At 63.0% G+C, this 24947-nt stretch carries 27 protein-coding genes and 1 pseudogene; 14 read left to right on the top strand and 14 right to left on the bottom strand.

Annotation, left to right across the window (positions count from 1 at the left end):
• Nucleotides 1-271 (bottom strand): transposase family protein (locus N826_RS46125; protein ID WP_169789478.1); only part of this gene is annotated, 271 nt, incomplete at its 3' end.
• 203 nt (nucleotides 272-474) lie between these two features.
• Here N826_RS46125 and N826_RS34895 point away from each other — a divergent pair.
• Nucleotides 475-828 (top strand): GNAT family N-acetyltransferase, encoded by a 354-nt coding sequence (locus tag N826_RS34895; protein WP_052832622.1) that lies wholly within the window; start codon nucleotides 475-477, stop codon nucleotides 826-828.
• Between the two features lie 672 nt (nucleotides 829-1500).
• On the opposite strand, the gene N826_RS34890 is transcribed toward N826_RS34895, so the two are convergent.
• Complete coding sequence (locus tag N826_RS34890; RefSeq protein ID WP_044436731.1) at nucleotides 1501-1902, bottom strand: MerR family transcriptional regulator; 402 nt, start codon at nucleotides 1900-1902, stop codon at nucleotides 1501-1503.
• A gap of 100 nt (nucleotides 1903-2002) precedes the next feature.
• Here N826_RS34890 and N826_RS34885 point away from each other — a divergent pair, with 100 nt between their 5' ends.
• The 4 genes and pseudogenes from N826_RS34885 to N826_RS34870 all read left to right on the top strand — a co-directional run.
• A complete protein-coding gene (locus N826_RS34885; protein ID WP_044436729.1) occupies nucleotides 2003-4219 on the top strand; it encodes a heavy metal translocating P-type ATPase in 2217 nt (738 codons plus the stop codon).
• Complete coding sequence (locus N826_RS34880) at nucleotides 4219-4683, top strand: copper chaperone PCu(A)C (protein ID WP_044436727.1); 465 nt, start codon at nucleotides 4219-4221, stop codon at nucleotides 4681-4683. Before N826_RS34885 ends, N826_RS34880 begins: the two co-directional genes overlap by 1 nt.
• A gap of 143 nt (nucleotides 4684-4826) precedes the next feature.
• Entirely contained in the window at nucleotides 4827-5312 is a 486-nt protein-coding gene (locus N826_RS34875) for an SCO family protein (RefSeq protein WP_169789477.1), read from the top strand.
• A gap of 53 nt (nucleotides 5313-5365) precedes the next feature.
• Nucleotides 5366-5845, top strand: a pseudogene (locus N826_RS34870) (3-hydroxyacyl-CoA dehydrogenase family protein); the annotation flags it as partial.
• Nucleotides 5846-6137: 292 nt separating this feature from the next.
• Here the strand turns inward: N826_RS34870 and N826_RS34865 are convergent.
• Nucleotides 6138-6563, bottom strand: coding sequence for a response regulator (locus N826_RS34865; protein WP_044436725.1), 426 nt, complete (start codon nucleotides 6561-6563; stop codon nucleotides 6138-6140).
• A 607-nt stretch (nucleotides 6564-7170) separates the two neighbouring features.
• Between N826_RS34865 and N826_RS34860 the strand changes: the two genes are divergently transcribed.
• The 3 genes from N826_RS34860 to N826_RS34845 all read left to right on the top strand — a co-directional run bounded on the left by N826_RS34860 (nucleotide 7171) and on the right by N826_RS34845 (nucleotide 10598).
• Nucleotides 7171-7956 (top strand): PEP-CTERM/exosortase system-associated acyltransferase, encoded by a 786-nt coding sequence (locus N826_RS34860; RefSeq protein WP_052832617.1) that lies wholly within the window; start codon nucleotides 7171-7173, stop codon nucleotides 7954-7956.
• Nucleotides 7957-8349: 393 nt separating this feature from the next.
• Entirely contained in the window at nucleotides 8350-9204 is an 855-nt protein-coding gene (locus N826_RS34855) for a PEP-CTERM/exosortase system-associated acyltransferase (RefSeq protein ID WP_084721451.1), read from the top strand.
• 671 nt (nucleotides 9205-9875) lie between these two features.
• Nucleotides 9876-10598 (top strand): metallophosphoesterase, encoded by a 723-nt coding sequence (locus N826_RS34845; RefSeq protein WP_044436722.1) that lies wholly within the window; start codon nucleotides 9876-9878, stop codon nucleotides 10596-10598.
• 102 nt (nucleotides 10599-10700) lie between these two features.
• On the opposite strand, the gene N826_RS34840 is transcribed toward N826_RS34845, so the two are convergent.
• Nucleotides 10701-11492 carry a hypothetical protein gene (locus tag N826_RS34840; protein WP_044436720.1) on the bottom strand — a complete coding sequence of 264 codons (792 nt, stop codon included), beginning with the start codon at nucleotides 11490-11492 and terminating at the stop codon, nucleotides 10701-10703.
• Nucleotides 11493-11801: 309 nt separating this feature from the next.
• On the opposite strand from N826_RS34840, the gene N826_RS34835 reads away from it, so the two are divergent.
• The 4 genes from N826_RS34835 (at nucleotide 11802) to N826_RS34820 (ending at nucleotide 15350) form a co-directional block, all read left to right on the top strand.
• Nucleotides 11802-12299, top strand: coding sequence for a DoxX family protein (locus tag N826_RS34835; RefSeq protein ID WP_084721450.1), 498 nt, complete (start codon nucleotides 11802-11804; stop codon nucleotides 12297-12299).
• Between the two features lie 264 nt (nucleotides 12300-12563).
• On the top strand, nucleotides 12564-14012 hold the full coding sequence (locus N826_RS34830) for a DUF6880 family protein (protein ID WP_044436719.1): 1449 nt from the start codon (nucleotides 12564-12566) through the stop codon (nucleotides 14010-14012).
• A 226-nt stretch (nucleotides 14013-14238) separates the two neighbouring features.
• Nucleotides 14239-14889, top strand: coding sequence for a LuxR C-terminal-related transcriptional regulator (locus N826_RS34825; protein ID WP_044436739.1), 651 nt, complete (start codon nucleotides 14239-14241; stop codon nucleotides 14887-14889).
• 176 nt (nucleotides 14890-15065) lie between these two features.
• On the top strand, nucleotides 15066-15350 hold the full coding sequence (locus N826_RS34820; RefSeq protein WP_044436718.1) for a hypothetical protein: 285 nt from the start codon (nucleotides 15066-15068) through the stop codon (nucleotides 15348-15350).
• A 135-nt stretch (nucleotides 15351-15485) separates the two neighbouring features.
• Here N826_RS34820 and N826_RS34815 read toward each other — a convergent pair whose 3' ends face one another.
• From N826_RS34815 to N826_RS34800, 4 genes are all read right to left on the bottom strand, one after another.
• On the bottom strand, nucleotides 15486-16292 hold the full coding sequence (locus N826_RS34815) for a TIM barrel protein (RefSeq protein WP_044436716.1): 807 nt from the start codon (nucleotides 16290-16292) through the stop codon (nucleotides 15486-15488).
• A gap of 231 nt (nucleotides 16293-16523) precedes the next feature.
• On the bottom strand, nucleotides 16524-17555 hold the full coding sequence (locus tag N826_RS34810) for a site-specific integrase (protein ID WP_052832613.1): 1032 nt from the start codon (nucleotides 17553-17555) through the stop codon (nucleotides 16524-16526).
• A gap of 8 nt (nucleotides 17556-17563) precedes the next feature.
• Nucleotides 17564-17914 (bottom strand): DUF5615 family PIN-like protein, encoded by a 351-nt coding sequence (locus tag N826_RS34805; RefSeq protein WP_052832610.1) that lies wholly within the window; start codon nucleotides 17912-17914, stop codon nucleotides 17564-17566.
• 3 nt (nucleotides 17915-17917) lie between these two features.
• Nucleotides 17918-18133, bottom strand: a complete 216-nt coding sequence (locus N826_RS34800; RefSeq protein WP_044436714.1) for a DUF433 domain-containing protein — start codon at nucleotides 18131-18133, stop codon at nucleotides 17918-17920.
• Nucleotides 18134-18397: 264 nt separating this feature from the next.
• Here N826_RS34800 and N826_RS34795 point away from each other — a divergent pair, with 264 nt between their 5' ends.
• Both N826_RS34795 and N826_RS34790 read left to right on the top strand, forming a co-directional pair.
• Nucleotides 18398-19585 carry a hypothetical protein gene (locus N826_RS34795; protein ID WP_044436712.1) on the top strand — a complete coding sequence of 396 codons (1188 nt, stop codon included), beginning with the start codon at nucleotides 18398-18400 and terminating at the stop codon, nucleotides 19583-19585.
• Between the two features lie 260 nt (nucleotides 19586-19845).
• A complete protein-coding gene (locus tag N826_RS34790) occupies nucleotides 19846-21276 on the top strand; it encodes a DUF7986 domain-containing protein (RefSeq protein ID WP_044436710.1) in 1431 nt (476 codons plus the stop codon).
• A 51-nt stretch (nucleotides 21277-21327) separates the two neighbouring features.
• On the opposite strand, the gene N826_RS34785 is transcribed toward N826_RS34790, so the two are convergent.
• From N826_RS34785 to N826_RS34765, 6 genes are all read right to left on the bottom strand, one after another.
• Complete coding sequence (locus tag N826_RS34785) at nucleotides 21328-21795, bottom strand: Ros/MucR family transcriptional regulator (protein WP_044436708.1); 468 nt, start codon at nucleotides 21793-21795, stop codon at nucleotides 21328-21330.
• A 78-nt stretch (nucleotides 21796-21873) separates the two neighbouring features.
• Entirely contained in the window at nucleotides 21874-22521 is a 648-nt protein-coding gene (locus N826_RS40930; RefSeq protein ID WP_052832608.1) for a DUF7986 domain-containing protein, read from the bottom strand.
• Nucleotides 22522-22687: 166 nt separating this feature from the next.
• Nucleotides 22688-22966 (bottom strand): HU family DNA-binding protein, encoded by a 279-nt coding sequence (locus N826_RS34775; RefSeq protein WP_044436706.1) that lies wholly within the window; start codon nucleotides 22964-22966, stop codon nucleotides 22688-22690.
• A gap of 413 nt (nucleotides 22967-23379) precedes the next feature.
• Entirely contained in the window at nucleotides 23380-23682 is a 303-nt protein-coding gene (locus tag N826_RS45835) for a DUF4167 domain-containing protein (RefSeq protein WP_280178502.1), read from the bottom strand.
• Nucleotides 23683-24150: 468 nt separating this feature from the next.
• Nucleotides 24151-24564, bottom strand: coding sequence for a hypothetical protein (locus N826_RS34770; protein ID WP_044436704.1), 414 nt, complete (start codon nucleotides 24562-24564; stop codon nucleotides 24151-24153).
• Nucleotides 24565-24703: 139 nt separating this feature from the next.
• On the bottom strand, nucleotides 24704-24947 hold a 244-nt coding region (locus tag N826_RS34765), incomplete at its 5' end, for an ATP-binding domain-containing protein (protein ID WP_044436703.1).

Genomic DNA, 24947 nt, shown 5'->3' with positions numbered 1-24947 from the left:
CGGCATTACTGCCCAGCGCCAGGGCGACGGCATGGTGCAGGGTGCGAAGACGATCGGTGTGGCGAGCCCTGGGCCGGGCTATGGCATCGGGACGTTCGGCGAAGGTCCGTTGGCGGCAGACGGAGTTTGCACATCGGAAGCGGCGGATGCGCACCAGAAGAATAAGTCGCTGCCCCAGACAAGAAACGTCGCCGAGGCTGCGCCAGTAGTGGCTGTGAACCCGCGCTGACCGAACGTCGCAGACGGGACAGGAGGCATCTACCTGATCCATCTGTACTCGGAGTGTAAGACGGGGGCTTCGAGGATCGATCCGATCAATGACGTGGAGACTTGGGAAGAACTCTGAAGGGTCGAGGGTGATCAATAAAAGTCAGCGTCGTTGTTGAAGATGCTGTCATCATATAAGACGCCTGACGGGCCATGGCATCACTCCCGGCAGACCGCTTGCTCGATCCATTCACTCAACCATGAGACGTGCACACAAAAGAACGAAGAACCCCTATCCTGACGTCGGTTGACAACCAGCGCGAACACTTCCTGATCGGTGCCCTCAGAACGTCCGGCGCACTGACCCTGTCACTGGTGGTCGACGAAGACGGTGTCCCCGTCGGTCACATCGCCTTCTCCCCCGTGAAGATCGACGGCGCTTCCCAAAACTGGTACGGCCTCGGCCCTGTCGCCGTCATCCCGGCTAGGCAGCGCTCCGGCATCGGCCAAGCTCTTGTCCACGCCGGCTTGGTCCGCTTGAAATCGATCAGCGCCGCCGGCTGCGTCGTGCTGGGCGATCCCGCCTTCTACACCCGCTTCGGCTTCGCGGCGAGCCCGTAACTGACCTTCGCCGGCGCTCCACCCGAGTACTTCCTGTCGCTGCCATTCGGCGCGACAGTGCCGGCTGGTACGGTCGAGTATCATCCGAGCTTCTACTATCCGTCCCAACATGCCGAGGAATGACGCGGCATATTTCCATAATGCAGAGCGTTTTTAGCTTGGCGTCGCGGTGTCAAGTTGGTGGCTGGGCAGGAGGTGGCAGCCCGCGACGGTAAGCTAAAAACGGGTTGGACTGAGCCGCGGGTGGGCCGGACAGCGAACGGGGACCAGCATTCACGAAGACTCGGGAAGCTGGGGCATGAAACAACTTCCGCGCGATTGGCATGATTTTTGAGTATATGGGCATTGAATCATTTGCCACTTCTGCCGTTTCAATGACTTACAGTAAGACAATAGTCCGCTGTGCAGCTTGAGGTAGAGCATGGTCGAAATGGCGGTGGACTGTTATGAACTCAGCAACGGTGAAAAAGGACGAGAGGTTCTGAATTAGATGAAGGCACAGGGATGGAGGCGCAAGGGGACGAAGGGACGGTACGTCATCGGCACAAATTTGTTGTCTTGGGGACCGCGCTTCCAGCGGCCAGCGAAGCACGCCATTCTGGCCACCGGTTAGCCCCTACGGGGAAGGGGCTCCCGACACGACTGCCGCGTAGCGGCTTAGTCCAAAATACCTTATGGAGACAGCGCCTCGATGATCCGGCAGTCCGAAACAAGCCCGCCTCGGCACTGGCGGGCGAGCCTGTCGAGCTCCGTCCTGAGCCGTTCCAAGTCCGCTAACTTGCGCTCGACCTCGCGCATCTGCTCGACCACCAAAGCGTCCACCTCAGCGCAAGGGCGGTCCGGCTGGTCCGACAGGGCCAGCATCCGGCGCACCGTCTCGATCGGGAACCCGAGGTCGCGAGCTTTGCGGATAAACGTCAGCCGCCGGACGTGCGTGTCCCCGTAAACGCGGTAGTTGCCTGAAGTGCGCGCCGGTTCGGGCAGCAGGCCGATCCGCTCATAGTAGCGGATGGTCTCGATGTTCACGCCGGTCAGTTTGCCCAGCGTGCCGATAGTGTGATCGACCGACGTCATTTTTCCGGTATCGTCCCTTGACCCTGTAGCAGCTACAGGGTCCATCCTTAGCACATCCAGACGGCGACGGTAACGCCCGTCGATGTTTATGGGGAGCTCCATGCTGGACGAGGCACATATCGGGCAGGCAACGGCCGGGGGCAAGAGCGCTGTCCGCTACAAGGTGGCGGGCATGGACTGCCCAAGCTGTGCGACCAAGATCGAAACCGCCGTCGGGCGCCTCCCGGGCATCGAAGACGTTAGCCTGAGCTATCACTCCCAAGTCCTGAAGCTTCGGCTCGACGAGACCGCGACACCCCGTGAGCGGCTGGAGGGCACGATCCGGAGCCTCGGCTTTGGTGTCGAGGACATGGATCACATCCAGGTGGTGGCCAAAGGCGAGGCCGACACCGGCACCACAGATTCTGCGGGACAGCTGTGGTGGACGACGCCCAAGGCCCGGCTGACCGGCCTGATCGGGCTCCTCGTCGCCGTGGGCTTTCTAATCTCCTGGATCCTCCCGGCCCTGGCGGACTACGCCCTGGTCCCCGCCGCCCTCGTAGGCCTGGTTGTCTTCGGACGCCGAGCATTGACGCTGGCCCGTGTTGGCTCCCCGTTCAGCATCGAGATGCTGATGTCGATCGCCACTGCGGGAGCGCTGATCATCGGCGAAACGGCCGAGGCCTCGATCGTGGTCCTGCTGTTCGCCGTCGGCGAGCTCCTGGAGGGTGTTGCGGCAGGCTCGGCTCGGTCCGGCATTGCGGCGCTGGCGGCCCTTGTGCCGCGCACCGCCCTCGTGATCGACGGCGAGACCGCCCGCGAGGTTCCGGCGTCACGCCTGGAGATCGGTCAGGTGGTGCTCGTCCGGCCCGGGGACCGCATTCCGGCTGACGGCGAGGTCGTTGATGGCGAATCCGACGTGGACGAGTCCCCGATCACGGGGGAGTCGGTCCCTGTCCCCAAGCAGGTTGGCTCACCGGTCATCGCAGGCGGCATCAACGCGACCGGCGCCCTGCGGGTCCGGGTGACGCGGGCGGCGGCTGACAATACCATCGCCCGCATCATCCACCTTGTCGAGGAGGCGCAGGCGTCCAAATCGCCGACGGCGCGCTTCATCGAGCGGTTCAGCGCGCGGTACACGCCCTTCGTCATCCTGGTCGCGGTCCTGACCGTCCTGGTTCCACCGCTCGCTTTCGGGGCGGACTGGCACACTTGGATCTACCGCGGTCTGGCACTGCTGCTGATCGGCTGCCCGTGCGCCCTGGTCCTCTCCACACCGGCTGCCATCACTTCCGGCATCGCCGCCGGCGCGCGCCGCGGTCTGCTGATCAAGGGAGGCGCTGCCCTCGAGACGATCGGCCGGGTCCGCGCTATTGCCTTCGACAAGACCGGAACGCTGACACAGGGACGACCGCAAGTGACTGACCTGGTGCCACTGACGGGAACCGACCGTTTCCTGCTCGGGATGGCGACCGCCGTGGAGAATGGCTCCAGCCACCCGATCGCTCGAGCCATCCTGGACCGGGCGGCGGGCGACGGTGTTCCGCTTCGTCCGGCGCGCGAGCAAAAGGCCCTTCCAGGACGGGCGGCGCAAGCCATGGTTGGTGGGAAACTTGTCGAGGTCGGCTCGCCGCGCTACGCGGTGGAACGCTGCGGCTCGGGGGGCATGCCCGCCACCCGCATCGCGGCCCTGGAGGACGAGGGCAAAACCGTCGTCGTGGTCCTCGCCGACGAACAGCCAGTGGGCCTAATCGCTCTGCGCGACGAGCCGCGGCCCGATGCTGTGCGGGGCATCGCGGCACTCCGGAAACTCGGTGTCAGCAGCGTCATGCTAACCGGCGACAACGCACGGACCGGGCAAGCCATCGGGCGGAAGCTCGGCGTTGAGGTCAAGGCCGGGCTTCTGCCCGAGGACAAGCTGAACGAGATCGCGGTTCTGAAAGCCGAGGCTCCGGTCGCGATGGTCGGCGACGGCATCAACGATGGGCCGGCGCTGGCGGCGGCCGATGTCGGCATTGCCATGGGCGGGGGCACTGACGTCGCACTGGAGACGGCGGACGCAGCACTGCTCGGCAACCGGGTCGAGGGTGTCGCCGACCTCATAGCACTGTCCCGCGCGACGATGACGAATATCCACCAGAACGTAGCGGTCGCCCTCGGTCTCAAGGCCGTGTTCCTCGTCACCACCCTGCTCGGCGTGACGGACCTCTGGCTCGCGATCCTGGCCGACACCGGGGCCACTGTGCTGGTCACCCTCAACGCTCTGCGACTGCTCCGTCGGTCAAGCGCCCAGCACAACCCTGCGCGCGCCAGTCAACTTTCCCCTCAGGATTCCTGATGTCAAAGCATTCCGTCATCGTCGGCGCCATCACGCTGGTCTTTGCCTTCGTCGTGTCGGTTCATGCCAAGACGGCAAGGGTTGGCGACATTGTCATCGAGCAGGCCTGGGCGCGGGCAACCACGCCGTCCGCCAAGACCGGCGCCACCTATCTGGTGGTCAGGAACAGCGGTTCTGAGCCCGATAGTATCCCGTCCCTGGAAACGCCGGTGGCGAGCCATACCGTGGCTCACCAGACAAGACAGGAAGGCAGCGTCTCGCGCATGAGCGAGGCCAGCCCGCTCAACGTGCCGCCAGGCGGCGCGCTGGAGATGAAGCCTGGTGGAACGCACATCATGCTGATGGACCTCAAGAGCGGTCTGAAGCTCGGCCAGCAGTTCCCGCTGACCATCACCTTTGAGAAGGCCGGAAAAGTCGAGGTCCCGGTCAAGGTTGGCAAACCCGGCGCCCTGGGACCGGAGTGAGGATGCTAATGTCTAACCTGAAGAAACTCCGTTTCTTACTGTGGACACTCGTCGGCATGGTTACCATTTCGGTCACCCTCCTGACTTTGGTAGTGTCGAGTGACGAACCACGACGCGAGGGTCTGGTTGAACCCGGTCGCCCAATGGCCGAGGGAGCTGACTGGCGACTGCTGGACGAGACAGGAAGCGCCTTCACGCCCGATGACCTGCGGGCCAAGCTAACGCTGGTGGTATTCGGTTTCACGCACTGCCCAGACGTCTGCCCGACCTCGCTGTCCTACGTGGCGAACACACTCCAGGCACTCGGCCCTCAGGCGGAGTCGGTACGTCCCTTGTTCGTGACGGTCGATCCGAAGCGGGACACGGCCAACATCATGGCCGAGTACACCGACCTTTTCGATCCACGCATCGTCGGCGTGACCGGCGCCCCGGATCAGGTTGCGGCTGCCCTCAAGAGCCTGGGCGTCTATTCCCGCAAGGTTCCCCAGGATGACGGGGGCTACACGATGGACCACACAGCGACAATGCTGCTGCTGGACGACCAAGGGCGTCCGCGCTCGACCCTAGACATCCACGAGGCACCAGAGATCGCTGCCGGTAAAATCCGCCTCCTGATCGAGAAGTCATAAACCAGAAGACGGGCCAAAAACTGTCTCCATCTCCCAATAAATAAACCATCCCTCCGCAGAAGTTTATCGGGATGCACTTCATGAACCCCGTGCCGCCGATGCGGGTGGTCGAGTTGATCCCCGGTATTGCTACCGATGACGAGACCTTCGAGGCGGTCCAGGAGCTGATCGGAAAACTAGGCAAGATCGCCGTAAGGGCCGAAGACTTCCCAGCCTTCATCGTCAACCGTATATTGCTGCCGATGATCAACGAAGCAGTCTACACCCTGTACGAGGGTATAGGCTCTGTGGAGTCGATCGATACGGCGCTGAAGCTGGGTGCCAACCATCCGATGGGGCCGCTGGAACTGGCCGATTTCATCGGGCTGGATACCTGCTTCGCAGTCATGACAGTCCTTTACGAAGGACTGGGCGATGCGAAGTACCGTCCTTGTCCGCTGCTCTTAAAATATGTCGAGGCGGGCTGGATCGGCCGCAGGTCGGGTAAGGGGTTCTACGACTATACGGAGACGCCGCCCCGTCCAACTCGATAGTCAACCCGTTGGCAATACTCCTCAGTCGGGCCGGAGGTTCGGGTCTATTCAGGACGGTTATCCGGATGCTGACCCAGCTGGGGACTGCCGAAAGCGCTCGGGAAGGCTTCGAAGGTGGACGGCAGGTTTGCCGAGGACGGGACTGCGGCTGGCTTTGCCGGCGACTGGCGGCAGCGGTTGGTCGCGAGTGTAAAATCCACCGATCCTGGCGCGGAATATTGCCGGGAAGAGGTAGTTTTCAAGTTTTGCGTCTGCCCACAATCGGCCGTTTGGTGAGGATCAAGAATGGTAGCTAATGCATGTCATAGGCAGGATCACCCAGGAACAGATCCAACCCCCTTGGCAAAGTGCCAGGAATGACACCCTGCTTAAGACCCTTTGCGACTTCGATAGTCTCCACCAGGCTTTTCGTCGCAAAAGGCTTGTCCAGGCAGCCAATTGCTGCCCCCATGTTCTCCCGCGCTTGCCGATGCTGAGCGCTGACAAAGATCGACATCACCCTCCAACGATCCAGCAGTACGCGCGCCACATCTATCCCGCTGCCGCCTTTCTCGAGATTGATGTCGATCAGTGCCAGCTCGGGCACCTCCTGTTCAACCAGCTTCAGACAGCCATCGAAGCTGGTCACCAGTCCCATGACTTCATGCCCGGCTTCCTGGAGAATCATCCCGATACATAAGGCAATGATGGCTTCATCTTCGACAACGACAACCCGCATACTCACACTCCCCTATCACTTAGCCTCAACCCCAATCGGCAATTATATTTCTTCTGCTTGGTCATAACATTGCAAAAACAACACTCATGAACAAAGATGGTTGCAGTCATTGCGGAGGGTTCTCAGCGGGGCTGTGCATATTTGAATGGATCGCCGGATTTAGTCAGCAGAGCATTCTCCAGAGGCACTCGAGATCAGTGCCTCCTTCCTGTTTGAGGCACCTGAGCCGCTGACATTGGCAGGATCCATATTGTCGCCGTTATCGGGACAGAACAAAAACTGTCTGCTGTCATTTTCGAACTAATTCTCCGGCTATACGTCACCTGCTTTTCAATCTAATAAAGTTAATCCCAAAAAAAACAAGCATGTTAATCTGACATTAATAAACAAACGCTTTAATGCGATGAAAGAGACCTGCAGGACAGGTTGAGAATTGTCTTCCGGAGGCACCCTCAGGCTTCGTAATTCGGATCTTTGCGTCGATCCAGGAGCCGGCCACGACCTGCTAAAATAAACGTCTGATAAAATGGAGCGCGGGATGTACCACTCGAGCAGCAGAGTAGAGAAGTGCGTTTTCGAGGGTCTTAGCGTCAGTAATGCCGGTTTATTGAAACAGGACGTCCTGCTTGTCCACCGGGAAGTGCCGCAGCCTTCCTGTCAATCCTCGCAATTCACTGCCCTGCAATGCTACAGCTCTGTTTTCTCCTCATCTATTGCCACATCTCCGGAAATCCGGGATGAGTGTTTCCGCGTCCGTTTCCAGGTTTACTGCATCGACAATGGGTTCGAAGATCCGGCCAACAGCCCCGCTGGTCTCGAGCACGACGGCTTCGACAGCCATTCCGTTCACTCAATCCTGACCCACAACGCCACCGGCAATGCCATCGGCACCGTCCGCCTGGTTCTTCCTGACGAGGACGGCGAGCGCCGCCTGCTCCCGATGCAGCGAATCGCCGGAGCAGTTGCGGCCGACGACGTGGTTCCCTTTCCGGTCCGGCGCACCGCCGAGGTTTCCCGCTTCTCCATCGTCAGGAGCTTCCGCCATCACACACCCGACCATGGGTTCGAAGCTCAGCTCTCGCCCGAGGAATGGCGCAGGATGCTCCTCCATCTGCCGCTGGGCCTCATCAGGTCCTGTGTCGAGATGAGCGTGCGCGAAGGGATGACGCACTGGGCCGCGGTGATGGAGCCGGCTCTGCTCCGCCTGCTGACCCGTCTCGGCATCCACTTCAATCCGCTGGGTCCGCTGGTGGAGTACCATGGCCGCCGCCAGCCCTGCTGGGTTGACCTTGGCATCATGCTCGACCGTGTTCATGCCGAACGTCCGGACGTCTGGAACGTGATCACCGATGGTGGCAGGCTTTGGCCGAAGCCAGAAGTCGACACCCCGTGAAACCACAAAGTTGAACCGCGTTCAGCCAAGTCATAGATGTTGCAGCCATGCCTAAACCTGCCCACCGGCACGGACCTGACCAAACAGGCTGGTATTTGGCAAAGCTGAGTTGAAATTATCCTTCTTCAATTCTTCATTTCACCGGCAGCTTCTTCATTCGTGAGCAGCATACCAGACAGCATCTCACAGTATTGTCCTGTTCGGGTCACAATAATGCCCCATCTCGTCCGCTCATTGCCACATCAGCTTCAGGGCTTTTACGCATAAGTTCGTCGCAGAAAAGATCAACTCCACTCCAGTTTGTTAGGACTTAACCGATAAACACTGGCTGAGGAGATCGTTGCCGCCGCAGGGTCGGTTGGTATCTGCAACAGTGTTTACTTGGGAAACCTGATGACTCATTTGACGAGCGGATCAGCCATGGTCAGAACCAGTGACCGGGGCTTAGCCACCGCGACGCCATTGACGCCGAAGACTCCTGAGCATCAGCCCGATATCAGCGTTACGGGAATCGAGCACTACAAATCAATTTTTGCTTCGTCCATTGCAGATCGTACCGAGGAACGTGTCGACTGTTTCCGCATTCGGTATCAGGTTTACTGTATCGACAACGCTTTTGAAGACCCTGAAGACAACCCGGACGGTCTTGAAACCGATAGCTACGACAGCCATTCCGTACATTCTCTGCTGACCCAGCGCTCGACCGGCAACACCATTGGAACGGTCCGGCTGGTTCTACCCTCCCGCAGTGGCGAGAAGCGCGTTCTGCCCATGAGGCAGCTCGCCGGTGATATTGCCAGCGATGCCCAGGCGCCCTTCCCGATCGAGCGCACCGCAGAGATCTCGCGCTTCTCCATCGCCAAAAGCTTCCGCCAGCACACGCCGGACCAGGGGGTCGAGGCTACTCTGACGCCGGAGGAGTGGCGCAAACTGCTTTTCCATCTGCCCCTTGGCCTGATCAGATCCTGCGTCGAGATGAGCGCCAGGGAAGGCATCACGCACTGGGCGGCCGTCATGGAACCGGCCCTGCTCCGCCTGCTGACCCGCCTCGGCATCCACTTCAATCCGCTGGGCCCGCTGGTTGATCACCATGGCCGGCGGCAGCCTTGCTGGGCGGATCTGGATGCCCTTCTGCGCCGCGTGTACGCTGAGCGCCCTGACGTCTGGGACGTGATTACCGATAGCGGCCGGTTGTGGCCGCTGACCGTGGAGCATCCTGTTGCGGTTCGTCGCGCCCGGGTCGGCTGATCCGGCACAACACCCCATAGGCCTGGGAAAACCATCTGACGCTATCGCCTGAAACATCGCCCAGGCATTAGGCATTCCGAGAGCATTCGCGAGGAATATCTTTACGGCTTCCTCATGCTCGACAATTGGGCCATCGACAGATCTGAGGAAGCCGGCTGGATCCAGTCGGCGCAACTGTACTCATCGATGGCCTATGGACATGACGCAGAGGCACCATGAGATCATATAAGCTTGCGGATTTCCTTGCCCAGGAGATCCCTGACCATCTCATTCTCGACATAGCGCTGCATTTTCAGGCTAACGATAACCGCTATGCCAGCAGTCGATCCCGGCAGTGGGAGCTCCCTCGCGGTCACCCCTGTCGTCAGGCCGGCCCTGACGCGGCATGGTCGCATCAGAACGAGGGCGAGCCTCATAGCGTTCCGCAGGGCGTCGACATCTCGGCTATTGGTGAACGTCTTGGATCGCTATGGAACTGGAGCCGCGCCACTGTGGCGCGTCCAGTGGAGGATGTCCTCTCATCGATGGCCCATGCCGTCCTGCTGGGAAGTCCTGACCGGCAGCCGGGTTGATCAAGCTCCCGATTAGCTTTCTCTCAGGGCATTGTACGCCAGTATGGAGATCCGGTGACACCGGCACTGTTGTCATGAGTGTCAGTGAACGGAACAGTCATGAAGTTTGCCCTGGCGTCCGACCTTTATACCGACTGCTCCCCGGCCGGTGAGCAGATTGACTGGCGCCTCGTCCGCCAGTGGATCGGGGTCGACATTCTTGTAATCGCCGGCAACACCTCAGGCTCTCTGGAACGCACCTGGGTGGAGGTGCTCGCGGCTCGCGAAGCATTCGACCGCGTGATCTTCGTCGACGGAAATCATGAGTTCCAAGCCGGCCTATCGGTTCCCGAAGGCATGGAGACGTTGCGCCATTTAGCGGCGCGGAATGACGGGATTCATTATCTCGACGGCAGGGCCGGTGTCTTGATCAGGCACACCCTCGTGTGCGGCGTCGCCGGCTGGCACGCTGACCAGGCCGCGATGCTTGCCTGTCGGATCAGCGAGGCGGCGGCGGATCCGACAATTGGTGAGATCGTCGTCGTGACGCACGCGGCCCCTCATCCCTTTAGTCGTGTTGTACCAGTATGCAACGAAACTGCGACTTTGACAGATGAAACCGTGGAGAGCACGAACCTGGCACCTATCTGGTCGGATTGCCTGGATGGCGGGAAGCTGACCGTCTGGTGCTTCGGTCATGCTCCTCATCCCATGGACTTCACTGAAAGCGGCGTTCGGTTCGTCTGCAATCCCCGAGGCCATCCCTGCACCGGTGCTCCTGGTCCATACAGCATCCATCTCGTTGATACCTCGCTCCTGACCGGCGACATGTGGGGTGACTGAGGGTATCTCCGGTCTCGGACTGATGGTGCACTGTGTCCCGACACTGAACCCGTGAGTGCAGGCAAGTCCATGAAGATAGGATCCGCCACATCTTGCGCGGTTTTAACGGCGCATTCCCTGGATCATGCCGTTAAGGAGTTCGATTTCCCGGATCCTGGCCTCACGCTCGTGTCTGACCTGATCCCACAGCATGCCGTTCTCGCGCCGGAGATCTTCAACATGGGCCTGAAGGCGGGCGATCTCGGCATCAGCACCTGGGACGGATGGCCCCACCTTTGGTGAGGTCGGTGCTGGCCATGCCGGCGCGTCAGCTGTTTCTTCTAACGGCTGAGTGTTGGATTTGGTGACGTTGACGACCTCAGTTCCAAGTGCAGGCGCATCCTCACTTTCCTGCACGGCAATCGCGTCCAGAGCTTCGGTGACCTCCGCCTCGGCCTGCTCGATCGATGATGGAACATCCGGCTCGTCCGGTGTCTCGGTCTTCGTGGCATTCCCACCGGACAGCGCGGCCTTGACCCTTCCCGCCTCCATCGCAATCTCGGCCTGCTCGGCATCCTCAAGCGTGATGCCATCGTTTGCAACCTTACTCCTGCGCCGCGACGGACGGCCTTGTGCCGGCGTCTTGGCATCCTGCTCCGGACGCCCGCCCTTGCTTTGAGACTTACCTGCTTGGCCCCTGCCCCGCCCGGCTGTTTCCGGAACGCTATCCTCCGCCGGTTCCGCCGTCCCATTCTGGCGTCCCCGCCAGGCTTCCACCACTGCTTTCAAACGAATATGGCCACCGCCACCGGCGGCCTCGCGCAGACGCGCAGCCGTCACCTTGCCGTCAATCGCCTGGATCTCGTCACACAGCGCAAACAACTCATCCTCATTCGACTTGACTTGCCTTGGCATGCTTGTTCCTGACTTTCATTATTCAGTTCGATGTCCGTCCCGCACTTTTTCTCGTCCGCGCCGGTTTCGCCAACTCGGATGGCGGGACAAACTGACGACATAACACTCGTCCGGTGATTTCTTTCCACGACCTCGCTGAAAGTAGTCCAATGTTGGCAGCAACGATGTCACGCACGGTGTGCGACACCCAGCTGCTTTGATTGTGGCTTCGATGGATCTTCACCCATCCCATTGCGTTCATCCGCTGGTCTCGCTCCGCCTGAGCGGGATGCGCCTTTTCGGTAAAACGATAATCAAGTGGAGTGCGACATGGCCAAATATGGCGAAACGATCAGGGCGCTTCCGCCGGCCGAGGTGGAGCTGACCGGGGACAGGATCACGGCCGGCTGGCAGGATCTTCTGCTTCTCGTCGGCCGCGTGGCGACTGGCGCGATCTTCGTGAACAGCGGCTTTGGCAAGCTGATGGAAATCTCGTCCTTCACTGGCCGCATGGAAGGGATGGGCGTGCCGGTCGCATCGGTCATGGCCCCGCTGGGAGCCGCCATCGAATTCTTCGGTGGGTTCGCCATCATTCTCGGTGCCTGGACTTGGCTGGCGGCGCTGCTGGTCGCGGCCTTCACCGTCGCCGCGACTTACATAGCACACCTCTTCTGGAACTATCCGCCAGAGCAGCAGGCAGCGCAGCAGACCCAGTTCATGAAAAATCTGGCGATCTTCGGCGGTCTGTTGGCTTTAGTCGCTGCCGGGCCCGGGCGCATCAGCATTGACGGCCTGAGATGGCGCAGGGAAAACGCCAGGTACCTCTAGAGTTGACTGCGCACTCAGGCCGGCAGTGCCGGCCTGTTCCCGCAATGCCTTGCGCGCACCGCTAAGCAGAGCCGCCGGACCTCAACCCGTGTTGTGCCTCCAGTACAATGGAAGCCTGGAACCGGAGAATGAATCGATGGGCAGGGTCATCGCCGCAGCCGCCCACAGCAACGGCATGAAAGTGGCGGATATCGAGGTCGATGAAAGTCCATTACATCCGGATCTCAGGCAGCCGGTTCGAAAGCATAGGGAGATACTGACGGCATGGCGTCGAAGAAGACCCTCAACCTGGACAATCTTGCGGCGCTGGGCCCGGAACGCCTCGCCGCCATCCTCATTGATGTCGCGGCCGGCAATGCCGAAATCAAGCGGCGTCTGCGCCTGGAGCTGGCCGAGCAGACCGGCGGGGGCGACGCTCTCGGCGCCGAAGTCGGTAAGCGCCTCACCGCCCTACGGAACGCCCGATCCTTCGTCGACTGGCAGAAGCGCCGGGAATTCCTGAAAGATCTCGATCAGCAGCGGGTGATGATCGTCGACCGGATCGCCCAGACCCGGCCTGACCTGGCACTGGACCTGATGTGGCGGTTCATGGATCTCGCCGAGCCGGTCTTCAATCGCGTTGACGACAGCAACGGCTCGGTCGGGGACGTCTTCCACACGGCCTGCGACAATCTCGCGACCATCGCCGTGCTGGCGCGGCCTGATCCGGCGAGCCTGGCGGACCGCGTCTTCACGGCTCTCTCGAAGAACGACTATGGCCTGTTCGACGATCTGGTGCAGCGGATCTATCCGGCGCTCGGCGAGATGGGAGTCGACCGTCTCCGGACAAGACTGACAGAGGCGCTGACCTCCCGGTCCCATGGAGGGAATAAGCGGGACCGGGACGCCGATGCCTTCCGTCGGGCCCTGCAGGCACTGGCGGACAGCGAGAGCGATGTCGATGCCTACATAGCACTGATTCCGGTGGAGGATCTCGATCGCCCATCCATCGGCGCGGCGGTTGGCCGCCGTCTTCTGGCTGCCGGTCGGGGAAACGAAGCCTTTGCCGCCTTGGAACGGGCAAAGCCGACGCCGCCGGCGGACAGATCGCGCCAATATGACGAACTGTATGAATTGGGATACCTGCGCGGTCGTGATGATGTCTGGGAGGAGGTCTACATCGATGCACTTGACGCGAAGGGCGACGGGGAGCGCGCCCAGCAGCTCCGTCGGGCGGCGTTCGAGGAGCGTCTCTCCTCCGAGAGCCTGCGCGCCTACCTGAAGAAGCTGCCGGACTTTGAGGACGTCGAGGCCGAGGACTGGGCCATGCAGCACGCCCTCGGCTTCAGGAGCTTCCCGGCAGCGCTGTACTTCTTCCATCAGTGGCCCAACCCGGCCTACGCCGACCAGCTCGTGCTCGAGCGCGCTTCCGAGATCGACGGCAACGCCTACTATCTGCTGGATCCGGTGGCGCGCCAGATCGAGGGCCGACATCCTTTGGCTGCGACCCTGCTGCGGCGGGCCATGATCGACGACACGCTCGACGGTGCGAAATCCTCCCGCTACAAGCATGCCGCCCGGCACCTTCTCGAATGCCAGTCCCTTGCCACGATGATCCAGGACTATGGCGCGTTCGAAACCGACGAGGCCTTCACCAGTCGCCTTCGCGCCAGCCATGATCGAAAGACCGGCTTCTGGAAGCAGGTCGCCGAAGTGTCCGGAACGCCGCCCTGATCAGGTTCGGCCATTTTGCACAGCTCTGCGGTCATTCGGCCGCATAAGCAGGGTCACTGGGTAGCCAAAGTCGCCTAGCACCATTATCTCACGATAAAGTATTAATTTTATCTTTATATCATCCTAAATATCATTCATTCTTGCTCCAACGCAGCATCGAACGCGCCAGGGCAGACCAAGCCGGATCACGCGGACGATGATCATCAACGCATTTGGAGAAGCCGCCATGACCTCGTCCCGCACCATCCTGATCGAAGCCAACCGCCTGTTCCGCCAGGGGCTGAAGCATTTGCTTGCCGACACCCGCTTTGCGGTCGAGGCGGAGTTCAGCACCACCGAGCAGGCAATTGAGGGTGCGGCTGCCTCGGGTCTGGTGATCGTCGGCGAGGGCGGCGATCTGCAACAGCTTCGAGGTGCCTACCCGGAAGCCCGCATCGTCGTGCTGGCCAGCGACTTCGCGGTGGATGCCCTGCGCGACGCCATGAACGCCGGCGCCGACGGCTACCTGATGAAGGATGTCTCGCCGGAAGCCCTGCTCCAGTCGCTGGAACTCGTCATGATGGGCGAGAAGGTGTTCCCGACCAACTTGGCCGCTATGCTGCTCGACATGAACGTCATTGCGCCGCAGCACTCGGTCCGTGGCCTGTCTCCGCGCGAGCAGGAGATCCTTCAGGCGCTGGTGACCGGCGCCAGCAACAAGCTGATCGCGATCAAGCTCGGCATCACGGAAGCGACCGTCAAGGTCCACCTGAAGACGCTGCTGCGCAAGATCGACGTCAACAACCGCACCCAAGCGGCGATCTGGGCGATGAACAACGGCTTCACCGCCGAGGGTGCGCCCATCCCGACCCGCAGTCTTTATGCGATCTCCGCCTGATCCTTTCCTGAAAATTCGCCAACACTGAAACGGAAGCCGGCCAGGTCTTTGATGGAAGCGATGTTACGGAAAGGCCGAGCTGCCCCAGGGTTTCTGGTACTCTCCGTGGAGCTTCAGGCGACACGCCGCGTCGAACGGAGCATACTGATGCAGACCTTCAGTGAGGACTGATCAGCATGACCTCATTCCACCTGATCACCGATGATGAGTTCGCCCAATTCAGTGCGGTGCTGCGTGAGAACGGCTGGCGCGAACAGGATTTCGAACTTCAGGAGGAGGAGCTCGACCAGGCGCAAGCCGAGGTCGAGACCTGTACCGGCCAGCTCGGCATCAGGAACCTTCTCACCCAGGCAGTCGAAGTTTATCGCCTCGGGCCGGGATGGGAATGGGTTGGCGATTTTGCCAGGGATCTCAGCAACGGCAGATTCGGTCAACCGCCCAGGAAATCGCCGAGGCTCTGATTGGCGGTTCTTTTAAGCAATCCTGTCTCAGTCATGCTCAGCCGGTCGCGGGATCGGCCGTCGCGGCACGCCTTGTTTCAAAAGCCCAATGGGCGATGCTTTGACCGTGGCGGGGACCAGTGACGCCAGCCCCGATCAGACCGATGGTGACCGGGAGAGGGTGAAAGCCGACCGGAAGCGCCGCAGCGCCAGTTCGTCATCGCCGGACGCCCAGGCTTCGAGCCCGACCGTGCCGCAGTACCCGATATCCGCGAGCGCCTTGGCGATGGCTGGGTAGTTGATCTCGCCAGTACCGGGCTCGCAGCGACTGGGGACGTCGGCCACCTGGATCTCGCCGATGAACGGCGCTGCCCGGCGCAGCAGCTCGATCAGGTTCCCTTCGCCGATCTGCGCGTGATAGATATCGAGCATCATCCGCAATCCTGGCCGGTTTACCGCCTGCACCAGCGCCAGCGTGTCCCCGGCCCGGCCGAACGGAACGCCGGGATGATCGACGGCGGCATTCAGGTTTTCCAGGACGAAGGTCATCCCGGCCCGCTCGCCGAGGTCGGCAATGCGGTCGAGCGTGTGCCGCGCCTTGAGCCACATCGCCCCGGTAACCTCATGAGCCGGCTTGACCGGCAGGCCGTGGCCGTCAAGACCAGTGCCGTGCAGGTTCAGGCGTGGGATGCCGAGCCGCTCGGCAACTGGGATCGACTGTTCCGCCGTACGGATCAGTTCGTCCGCTCCATCGTCGTCGGCAAGCGTGCCGGTGACGTATCCCGTCATGGACGAGAACGTGGCGCCAGTGCCGACCAGCGCGTCGATGTCGTGCTTGGTCCAGTCCCATATCTCAACCTGAAAACCGAGGCTGGAGATGCGGCGGACCCGCTCCGTGATCGGCAGGCTGCGGAACACCATCTCGGCACAGACGGCAAGGGTGAACGGTTCGCTGCTGGGCATAAGCGGTTTCCTTGCTCCGGAAAGCCCGGACATTGTTGGGTCTCAAATCGACTGAGAGCTAACGGCTGGTCAGATCATGCCGCCCAGTTCTGCGGACAGCGTCTGCAAATCCTTGCCAACCTTGGGGGACCCATTCTTTACATTCGACATATATAGGAGACTCAATGCCGTCTCCTGAGCCTGACAGCGGCAGATGCGACTGCGGCTGACAGCGACTTGGGCGCTCACCTTTCAAAGCCCGAGCTTTCCGGCGGAACTGCGCCGGAAGATGTTGGCCTCGCGGATGTAGCGGCGGGTCATTTCGGCGCTGGAGTGTCCGAGCTGGGCCTGGATCGCGCGCTCGTCGCCGTCGTTCATCGCGACCGTGGTGGCGTGACCGCTGCGCAGGCTGTGGCCGGCGTAAGTGGCGGACTCCAGTCCGGCGGCTTCGGCAGCGCGCTTGACGATCAGGGCGACCGAACGGTCGGTCAGGCGGTCCAGCCGAATGGTGCCGGCCCGACCGACCGGGCGGAACAGTGGGCCGTGGACAATGCCGGCATGGTCGAGCCAGGCCCGGACTGCGGCTACCGGGCAGGTGTCGGGATGGACGCCGAAGGGCACGCCGATCGAACGCCCCTCCCCTTGCTGGTCGGTCTTGGAACGGACGAGCTGAATCCGGATGCCCTCGTCGCAGAACTCAATCCAGCCGTGGCCGGCAGGATCACCCGGCGTCTGGCCCGGCCCGGCATCCAGCCCGACCAGCTCGGAGCGGCGCAGAGCCGAGGCGAAACCGAGCAGCAGCAGGGCGCGGTCACGTTGGCCGGCGGTGCTGTCACCCAGAGTAGCGAGCATAGCCAGGATGTCGGTGCCGAGTGCCGGCGCCTTCGGGGTTTTCGCCGTGCCGATCACGCCGCGGATGCCGCGCCAAACCTCACGGACGGCGGGGTGGCCAGTATCCAGGGTGTGCCGAGCAATCCGATGGGCCTCCCGGATCGCGGAAAGGCGGCGCTGCAGGGTGGCGGCCTTGTAGCCGGTTTCCGCCAGATCGGTCAGGTAAAGGCCGAGGGTTTCCGGCGTCGCTGGCAGGGCTATCAGGCCGTGGCTGTCGCAGAAGGCGGCGAAGTGGTCCCAGTCCGCCCTGTAGGCCCGTCGGGTGTTGGTCGAGCGGGCGCGCTCGGCATATTGCTTGGCCTTCTCCGCCGTCGCGGTGAGACGGTCGACCGCCCGTCCGGTCCGGAGCGTAACGGTCTGCGCTGGCAGTTCCGGGAGGGGATTGCTGTTCATGATGCCGTTTACGATCCGTCGAGGGTCTCGTCAGCAATTCCTGGTCCTGGAACTTCGACGTAGTCCCCCATCGCAGTTCGCTCAACTGCGGTGACGATGGTTTCTCTCAGACCATTGAGGATGCTCAGCCTGTTGCCGGGTGTCACGACGACCGCCAGCGGCAGTCTGCTGAAGTCGTGCTGCCGATACATCTGCCTGTCTGCGGTCAGCAACACATCGAAATCGGCCTCGACGGCGCGGGTGAGCAGGGCGCCATTGAGGACACCTTTCCAGCCGCGGAACGCGACCGTCTCGACGACGTGACCAGGGAACCAGGTGCGGCAGCGCGTCGGCAGGCACTCATCGATCAGGATGCGCACCGCTCAGGCCGCCGCGCGGCGGACGTACTGGCCAGCCAGGGCAAGCACGGCGACAACGTCGGCGCGGTTGAGGCTGGGCCACTCAGCGAGGATCTGGTCAAGCGAGACGCCGTCGGCCAGATTGTCGAACAGGGTAGCGACCGGTACCCGGGTACCCCGGAAGCAGGGTTCGCCGCCCATCAGGTCGCGGTCGGAAACGATCAGGTCTTGCAGGTCCATGGTCCGTCTCCTCAGCATCGTCGCTGTTTCCGGCCCAAGCAGGCTCGCCGGCGACACCGAAGATAGCAGCCAATTCGGGACAGGGCAATTTACTTCCGATAATACAAGGTTATCGGAAGTTAGACTGGACCAAAGTAAAAATAGAGGCCTATCAATTTAAATGCATTCTGAGTTGATAAAACGGGATAAACTGCTGTATTCAAATGCAAAAGGTATGTTCACGGGAAGGTCTGACGGTGACGGCGTGGCGGTGCGGAGTGAGCGATGGCTGACCTGTTCGTCGCCGGCGGGATCGTCACGGCGCTGGAGGATGCTGCCGTTGCCGTCGGCCGCCTCGATGCCGCCCTGGCCGGCAACCCGCTCCGGCGCGCCTGGACCTTCTGGAGCGAACTCGATGCCGCCCGCCGCCACGCCGGGGCCGACGGCAGAAAGGTCGACCTGTTCCGCCTCGCCGCCCACCTCCACGGCCTGCCGCTCCGGCTCGGCGACACCGCTTCCGCACCCGAACGCGGCCGCGAAATCGCCGGCCTGAACTACGCGATCGAGCTGCGCTCCTGGATGGCGGCGCCCGACCGCGAACAGCAACGCCTGCGCGACATCGCCCTCGACAGCCTGCGGGACTGCGGCGGTGGCCAGCCGGCACTGGTCGCCACCGCCCAGGGCATGCTCGAGTGGCTGGCGGGACAGGGCAGCCGGCCCGCCATTCGCGCCGCCGTGCCGCTCTACCTGCGCGACCGCGGAATCACGATCCACAGGCTGGCCGCCGTCACCGGCGGCGATTCCCTGCGGGCCGGGCCGGTCGATCCCGACGGCTTCACGGTGCGTTTTCTCGAGACGGTCGGGCGCGAGGCCGCCGAGGGCCGCGACCTGCTGCTGACGATGGAGCGGGAGTGGCGCCAGGCCCGGCTCCGGGTCGACCATCGCGCCGGCGCCCGGTCCAACAGCCGGCTGCCGGCGGCGGTCGATCTGCTGGCCGCATCGCCGCTGCTGTCGATCTCCGCTCTGGCCGAGGCGCTGGGCTGCTCGGTCGAGGGCGCGTCGCGAATGCTGGAGGCGCTGGTCCAGCTCGAGGTCGCTGCCGAAGTCACCGGCCGGACCGGGCGGGGCGCCCGGCGGCTCTACGGCCTCAAACGCCTGCTGCCGATCCGGGCCGAGACGACTGCCGTCCAGCGCCGGGCCAGGGGAGGGCCGCGCGGGCGGCCGAAGCGCGTCCTGATCGCGCCCTTCGCCGAACTGGCGGACGATGCCGGGGTGGCGGATGCAACGCCGGACGCCGAGCCAGCCGAGCCGACGCGCCTCACGGCGGCGAGCTTCGACTTCGACGCACTCGACCGGCTGATTGCCGCCGCCGACGAGCGGACCCGCGGCGTCCGCCGCCTGCTCGACCGGATCGCCCGCGGCGACAAACCCTTCCCAACCGCTGACGGAACAGAAGAGCCGGGAGCTGCCTGATCGTGATCGTGCCGGAACCGGAAGATACGCTGGTTTCCAGGTGATCACACCGCCGGCTCCAGCGGATCAACGGTATCCGGGTCAACTGGATATGAGAGCGGCTGCCCTCGTCTCCTAGGCTGACAGGATACCGTCAGGGCGAAGGCCACCCGGCTCGTCATCCCTCGAACGCCCTGCCCCCTCTGATCCGTTCAACGCCTTTGCCGGGCGGCTTTTGACCCGATACTGTTTCACGCCATGACGGATTGGGAGGGCGAGACATGCGGGTTTCCGCTCACGACAAGGCGATCGCCGCCATCATGAAGTGGGCGCAGCGGGAGGAATGGCGTGACCGTTTCGACGCCATCATCGCCGACCACTTCGAGCCGGCTTTCGAGCAGTTCGACCTCGAGCCGGATGAGCTGCCGGATCTGCTCGGAGCGGGCGGTTATACCCAGCTGATCGGCTGCGCCTTCGAGGACTTCGCGACCTGCGACTTCGAGCCCGACGACGGGAATGTCATCGACGACTACCTGAAGCGCCGCGGCTGGAAGGAGCCGGCGCCGGTCAGGCATTACCTGGAAGCCCTGCGCCGCTCGGTCATGAGCCTGTACGAGGTCGTCGGCACCACGCCGGGCCGCTACTTCATGGCCCGCGATCTGATCCGTGGCGGCGAGCCGATCCAGGTCAGGGACAAGCTGGCCTCCCAGGGCCTCGCCCAGTGGGACCGCATCGCCGCCCGAATGCTGCCGGTCGGCAATAAGATCCATATGGCCGGCGGCGTCGTGCCGCTGACGTTCGAGGACAGCGACACCCTGCTCGACGAGTTCACCCAGGCCCGGAAGAGTTTCGCCCGCAGCGTCAAGCGGCAGGCCAGACAGCAGGGCGTCCCGATCGGCGACATCGATCAGTATCCGGTGGCGGACGCCATTCTCGGCGAGATGGCGCCGCTGTTCACCCAGGCGTGGCTGACCCGTTCCCTGCGCAGCGTCCTGGGCCAGTCGATGCCCAACCTCGTCAACTTCGACGGTGACAAGCTGATCTTCTCGGAAACGCGGTTCCCGATCCAGGATCCCGCCCGGTCCGGCGAGATCGAGAACCGCCTCGACGGCCTGCCGGGTCTGGTCCGGGACGAGCCCGGTCAGCCGGCCTGGACATGGCTGACCGACGCGCCTCCGGTCAGCGCCGTGCCGGGCACCTCATCCGGTGCGGTGATGATCAGGACCTATGACGAGCAGGGCGGGCGGGTTCTCGGCTCGGTCCGGCTGGATCCGGCCGCCGTGGTGCTGCAGACGAACTCAGTGGAGCGGGCCGAGCGCGGGAAAAGCTGGCTTGGCGAGGTGCTCGGCTCCTTGGTGAAGGCGCCGCTGACCGCGCTGCAGACACCCGAGCAGGCGATGGCGGAGCACGCGGCGGCTGCGGGAGACGATCAACCCCCGCCCGAACCGCCGCTGCCGCCGGAGGAAATGGCGGCGCTGCTGCACGAGGTCGAGGACCGTCACTACCGCGAGATCCTGTCTCAGCCGATCCCGATGCTGGACGGCAAGAGCCCGAAGCAGGCGGCCCGGTCTAAGGCCGGACGCCGAAAGGTGGTCGAATGGCTGAAGTACCTGGAGAACGGCGCCGCGCGCCGCAGTCAGGCCAAGGGTCATCCAGCCTATGATTTCGGCTGGATGTGGGAAGCCCTCAAGGTCACCGACCTGCGCCACTGACGACGGCGATGTCCCGGTCATCACCGGTGCGCGGAGTCGGGGTGCGAAGGATCAGGCCGTCGCCCTGGGACGGCCATGCTTTTTCGGGACGGTAACCGGTTCGGGTTCCGGTCGGCGCCGGCCCAGGCCGCTTGCCTTGGCAAGGTCGCTGCGCCTCCCGGCATAAGCCGGCGCCACCATCGGGTAGTCCGCCGGCAGGTTCCATCTGGTCCGGTACTGGTCCGGCGTCATGCCGTAAGTCGCCTTCAGGTGACGCTTGAGCATTTTCAGCTTTCTGCCGTCCTCCAGGCAGACGATGTACTCGGCCGTGACCGATCGGCGGATCGGCACCGCCGGCTTCAGGGTTTCCTCCGGCTGCGTCGCCGGTTGACCGAGTTGGAGGAGAGAGCCGTGAACGATGGCGATCACGCCGGCGATGTCGGCCGCCGGCAGGGCGTTGCCGCGCAGGTAGGCGGCGGTGATCCGGCTGGTCAGGGCGACCATCTCTTCGGAAGAAGCGGTAGAGCTGCTGGGGTTCATCGAACTTTCTCCAACTGTCGGGTGAGACGCTGGCCCGGCGCCGGTGCCGGGAGAGGATGCCGGCCCGGCACCGGCACTTCAGGCTGGGCCATCGAGAGCGTTTCTGTGCCGTGCCACCAGACCAGACGACAGCGTCAGCCGATACAGTGTAACGACTTCGGCATCGGTCAGCGCCCCCGGTTTGCGCCGCGTCCAAAGATCGTCGCGCAGAACCTCCATCCAGGCGTCCGTGAGCGGCGCTGCGGCACCGGTCGAGAGAACGAAGCCGCCGACCTCGAACAACCGGGTGCCCAGGCTCATGCCCTCGCGCGCCGACTGCTCCAGCGCCTCGTTCATCAGCCAGAGACCGGTCCGCTCGAGCAGGAGGTCGTCGACGTACCAGCCGGCCACCGGATGACGCGCGGCGAACCGGACGATCGAGAACCAGCTCCGGCTCAGAGCCTCGACCAGTTCCCGGTCGAAAGCGTCGAGGGATCCTGAAACCGCTCGGGCGTAGCGGTCGATCGCCCGGGTCGATCCGGCGACGCGGCCGTAGATCGCCAGGTCGGAGACCAGAGCCATCTCGTCGTCGCCGGCATCGATGAGCCCGCCTCTGAGCCTCAAACCGAGCCGCTTGGCGACACGCGCCATTGCAGCCCCGGCGACGTGGTGGTCCAGGGCCTGATGATGACGGACAACGCCCGCCAGGATCCGGTGATAGTCGGTGCGGGCCTGATCCCGATCCATCAAGGTTTTGTCCCCTACTCCTCCTGACACGACGCACCGGTGCCGTTCAACCGACACCGGGTCCGGGATCTGACTGCGGGCGACTGTCGCCCCCGGCACCATCCGAAAGCTTCAACCTTTGCACCCTCGGATCGCCGACCGGGCCGAGGGTGCCAGCCCGATAGACTCAGCCGCCGTTGAGCGCGTCCTTGACGCCTTTGCCGGCGGTGAACTTAGCGGCCTTGGAAGCTGAGATCGTGATCGGCGCACCGGTCTGAGGGTTGCGCCCCTGTCGCTCACCGCGTTCGGAAATCCCGAAGGTGCCGAAGCCGGCGATGCGGATCTCGTCGCCCGCCTTGAGCGTCTCGGTGATCGTGCCGACCAGCGCCTCAACCGCCTTGCCGGCGTCGGCTTTGGTCAGGCCGGCACGCTCCGCAACAGCGGCAATCAGGTCCGTCTGGTTCATCCTCAACCTCCCTCAAACAGGCTGCCTCCATCGGCAGCGTCTCTTCGATTGCCACTGGTTCGACCGGGTGACAAGGCAAACGCGCCGGACAGCCTGCATCTCAGGGCGATTTTAAGGGTGTGGTTGCACCGACGCTACACTCGACAGATCATTCCGTCCGGGATGAAGGATGGGCCGGACCGGAGGTGGGAACGGCACGAACGGATCGGGGAGCCGATCTGTCAGCGGCGGTGCTGATCAGGAAGGATCTGGTATTCCATCCAGACGCCAGTGTCCGCTCATCCGGTTCGTCGGGCCTGTCCGGCGTCCTGTCGCGACGGCCATTCAGTCCGTGACGGATCTGAAGCGTCCAGCCGGGTTCCGCGTGACTGAGCCGGGGCGGCAGGGTATGCCAGGACCACTACCGTATCGCCTCAGTCGGCGAGGACCTCCCCTTCGAGTGTCGTTTGCGGATCATCCCCGGTCCGTCGGTCAGCCATGACCGTGCGGTACCAGTGTTCGGCATGCTGGAGGTTGTGCTGCATCGCCACCTCGTCACCAGCCGTTCTGGCCTGCTGGGCAAGTTCCAGGTAGCGGGTGTGTTTCGCCATAGCGCTCTCGCTGCCGCCCCGGCCGCGCCCCCGATCCAGACGAGCGGCACCGCCAGGCTGTGATGGCTTAGGGCCAGCAGGAAACCGGTTCCGGGATCCCGATCGGTTCTGGTTGGGCGGTCTCACTGAGCATCCTCGTCTTCTGCGTCTGATCACGGAAGCTGTATAGCTGAAGCCGGAGACATATCACGCAGGTGAGGGAAGAGCTACGAAACGATGTGCGGGATCCGGGGCCGGTCGACGTTGCTCGTCACCTGGACCTGCGGCGGCAGCGGTGAGGTGCGGGTGTTTGCGGCCGAATGAAGCAGGTTTAACGGTCGTGTCGATGGGGACCGTTGCGCCGGCGCTCCCTGTCGCCGGAGGGGTAATCGCCTGGATCCTGATGCCGGGCGGCGGTCAGACTGACCTGGGCGATGCCGCACCGGGAGAGCTCGTTCATTCCGGCCAGGTTCGAAGTGGCCGGGAAACTCTTCCGGAGTTCACCTCGTCTCTATCCAGCAAATGTTCCTCACCCGAACCTGTCTGTCGGCGATGGCCGAGCTTTGGGTATTGCCAAATCCGGCACTCTGTCAGCGACCGTCCGCCCAGCGTTGATCATGACGGTTTCAGCAAACGCAGAGCCGTGATCTTGTCGATCACGTCCTCGGTACAAAGCACCACCTTGCCATCACGCACACGTTCCATGACGATCGGGTACTTGGGCCGGTTGGGCGCCAGCCCGACCAGGCGGTGCTCTTCGCGGTCGAGGATGACGACCTGGCCGAGATCGCCGGCTTCCAGACCATACATCGCGTGGTACTTGGCGAAGTCCTCGGCTTCCCGGCGAACTGATCTGCCGTCGCCGCCGATCACCGCCAGCTCGAGCTTGATCTCGGCCGTGCCCTCCCGGAAGCGGGCTATGCCGGCGCGGATCGTAATACCATGCCTGCGGCCGAGGGCGGCGAGCGCCGCCTCGATCTCCGGCTGCAGTTTCCTGAGTACGACGGCATCGAATGCCTTGATCTTCATGGCAGGTTTCCCGACAGCAAGCGCGCGTCTCCCAGGACAGACACAATCCTTCTGCTCCGGTCCAGAGCTATAGCACAGCCTGCCGGTCGGTGCTGCAGGTTCCCCGCCGCAAGAGGGGACACGCTGGCGAAGACTCCGCCTAAGCCGGCCTGGCGTAGATCTCGCCCCACTCGCGCAGCCTAGTGAAGCGTGGCTTGGTCATGGTGCCGTAGACCGCCACCGCGCAGGCCTTCTTCTCGCCGACCAAGATGACCAGGCGCTTACCCCGGGTGACACCGATGTAGAGCAGGTTCCGGTGCAGCATGACCAGATGCTGCAGCGTCACCGGAATGACCACGACCGGGTACTCCGAGCCCTGGCTCTTGTGGATCGTCGTGGCGTAG

Origin of the sequence: Skermanella aerolata KACC 11604 (genome assembly GCF_000936425.1) — a bacterium.
In the GTDB taxonomy this organism is placed as follows: Bacteria; Pseudomonadota; Alphaproteobacteria; order Azospirillales; family Azospirillaceae; genus Skermanella; species Skermanella aerolata.
Note: the sequence above shows the minus strand (reverse complement) of the source record. Positions and strands in the feature narration are given on the sequence as shown.

Coding starts and splice junctions, on each gene's coding strand:
- N826_RS34890 (WP_044436731.1), bottom strand. CDS start 1,902: ATGACGTCGGTCGATCACACTATCGGCACGCTGGGCAAACTGACCGGC.
- N826_RS34885 (WP_044436729.1), top strand. CDS start 2,003: ATGCTGGACGAGGCACATATCGGGCAGGCAACGGCCGGGGGCAAGAGC.
- N826_RS34880 (WP_044436727.1), top strand. CDS start 4,219: ATGTCAAAGCATTCCGTCATCGTCGGCGCCATCACGCTGGTCTTTGCC.
- N826_RS34875 (WP_169789477.1), top strand. CDS start 4,827: ATGGCCGAGGGAGCTGACTGGCGACTGCTGGACGAGACAGGAAGCGCC.
- N826_RS34865 (WP_044436725.1), bottom strand. CDS start 6,563: ATGCGGGTTGTCGTTGTCGAAGATGAAGCCATCATTGCCTTATGTATC.
- N826_RS34855 (WP_084721451.1), top strand. CDS start 8,350: ATGACTCATTTGACGAGCGGATCAGCCATGGTCAGAACCAGTGACCGG.
- N826_RS34845 (WP_044436722.1), top strand. CDS start 9,876: ATGAAGTTTGCCCTGGCGTCCGACCTTTATACCGACTGCTCCCCGGCC.
- N826_RS34840 (WP_044436720.1), bottom strand. CDS start 11,492: ATGCCAAGGCAAGTCAAGTCGAATGAGGATGAGTTGTTTGCGCTGTGT.
- N826_RS34835 (WP_084721450.1), top strand. CDS start 11,802: ATGGCCAAATATGGCGAAACGATCAGGGCGCTTCCGCCGGCCGAGGTG.
- N826_RS34830 (WP_044436719.1), top strand. CDS start 12,564: ATGGCGTCGAAGAAGACCCTCAACCTGGACAATCTTGCGGCGCTGGGC.
- N826_RS34825 (WP_044436739.1), top strand. CDS start 14,239: ATGACCTCGTCCCGCACCATCCTGATCGAAGCCAACCGCCTGTTCCGC.
- N826_RS34820 (WP_044436718.1), top strand. CDS start 15,066: ATGACCTCATTCCACCTGATCACCGATGATGAGTTCGCCCAATTCAGT.
- N826_RS34815 (WP_044436716.1), bottom strand. CDS start 16,292: ATGCCCAGCAGCGAACCGTTCACCCTTGCCGTCTGTGCCGAGATGGTG.
- N826_RS34810 (WP_052832613.1), bottom strand. CDS start 17,555: ATGAACAGCAATCCCCTCCCGGAACTGCCAGCGCAGACCGTTACGCTC.
- N826_RS34800 (WP_044436714.1), bottom strand. CDS start 18,133: ATGGACCTGCAAGACCTGATCGTTTCCGACCGCGACCTGATGGGCGGC.
- N826_RS34795 (WP_044436712.1), top strand. CDS start 18,398: ATGGCTGACCTGTTCGTCGCCGGCGGGATCGTCACGGCGCTGGAGGAT.
- N826_RS34790 (WP_044436710.1), top strand. CDS start 19,846: ATGCGGGTTTCCGCTCACGACAAGGCGATCGCCGCCATCATGAAGTGG.
- N826_RS34785 (WP_044436708.1), bottom strand. CDS start 21,795: ATGAACCCCAGCAGCTCTACCGCTTCTTCCGAAGAGATGGTCGCCCTG.
- N826_RS40930 (WP_052832608.1), bottom strand. CDS start 22,521: ATGGATCGGGATCAGGCCCGCACCGACTATCACCGGATCCTGGCGGGC.
- N826_RS34775 (WP_044436706.1), bottom strand. CDS start 22,966: ATGAACCAGACGGACCTGATTGCCGCTGTTGCGGAGCGTGCCGGCCTG.
- N826_RS34770 (WP_044436704.1), bottom strand. CDS start 24,564: ATGAAGATCAAGGCATTCGATGCCGTCGTACTCAGGAAACTGCAGCCG.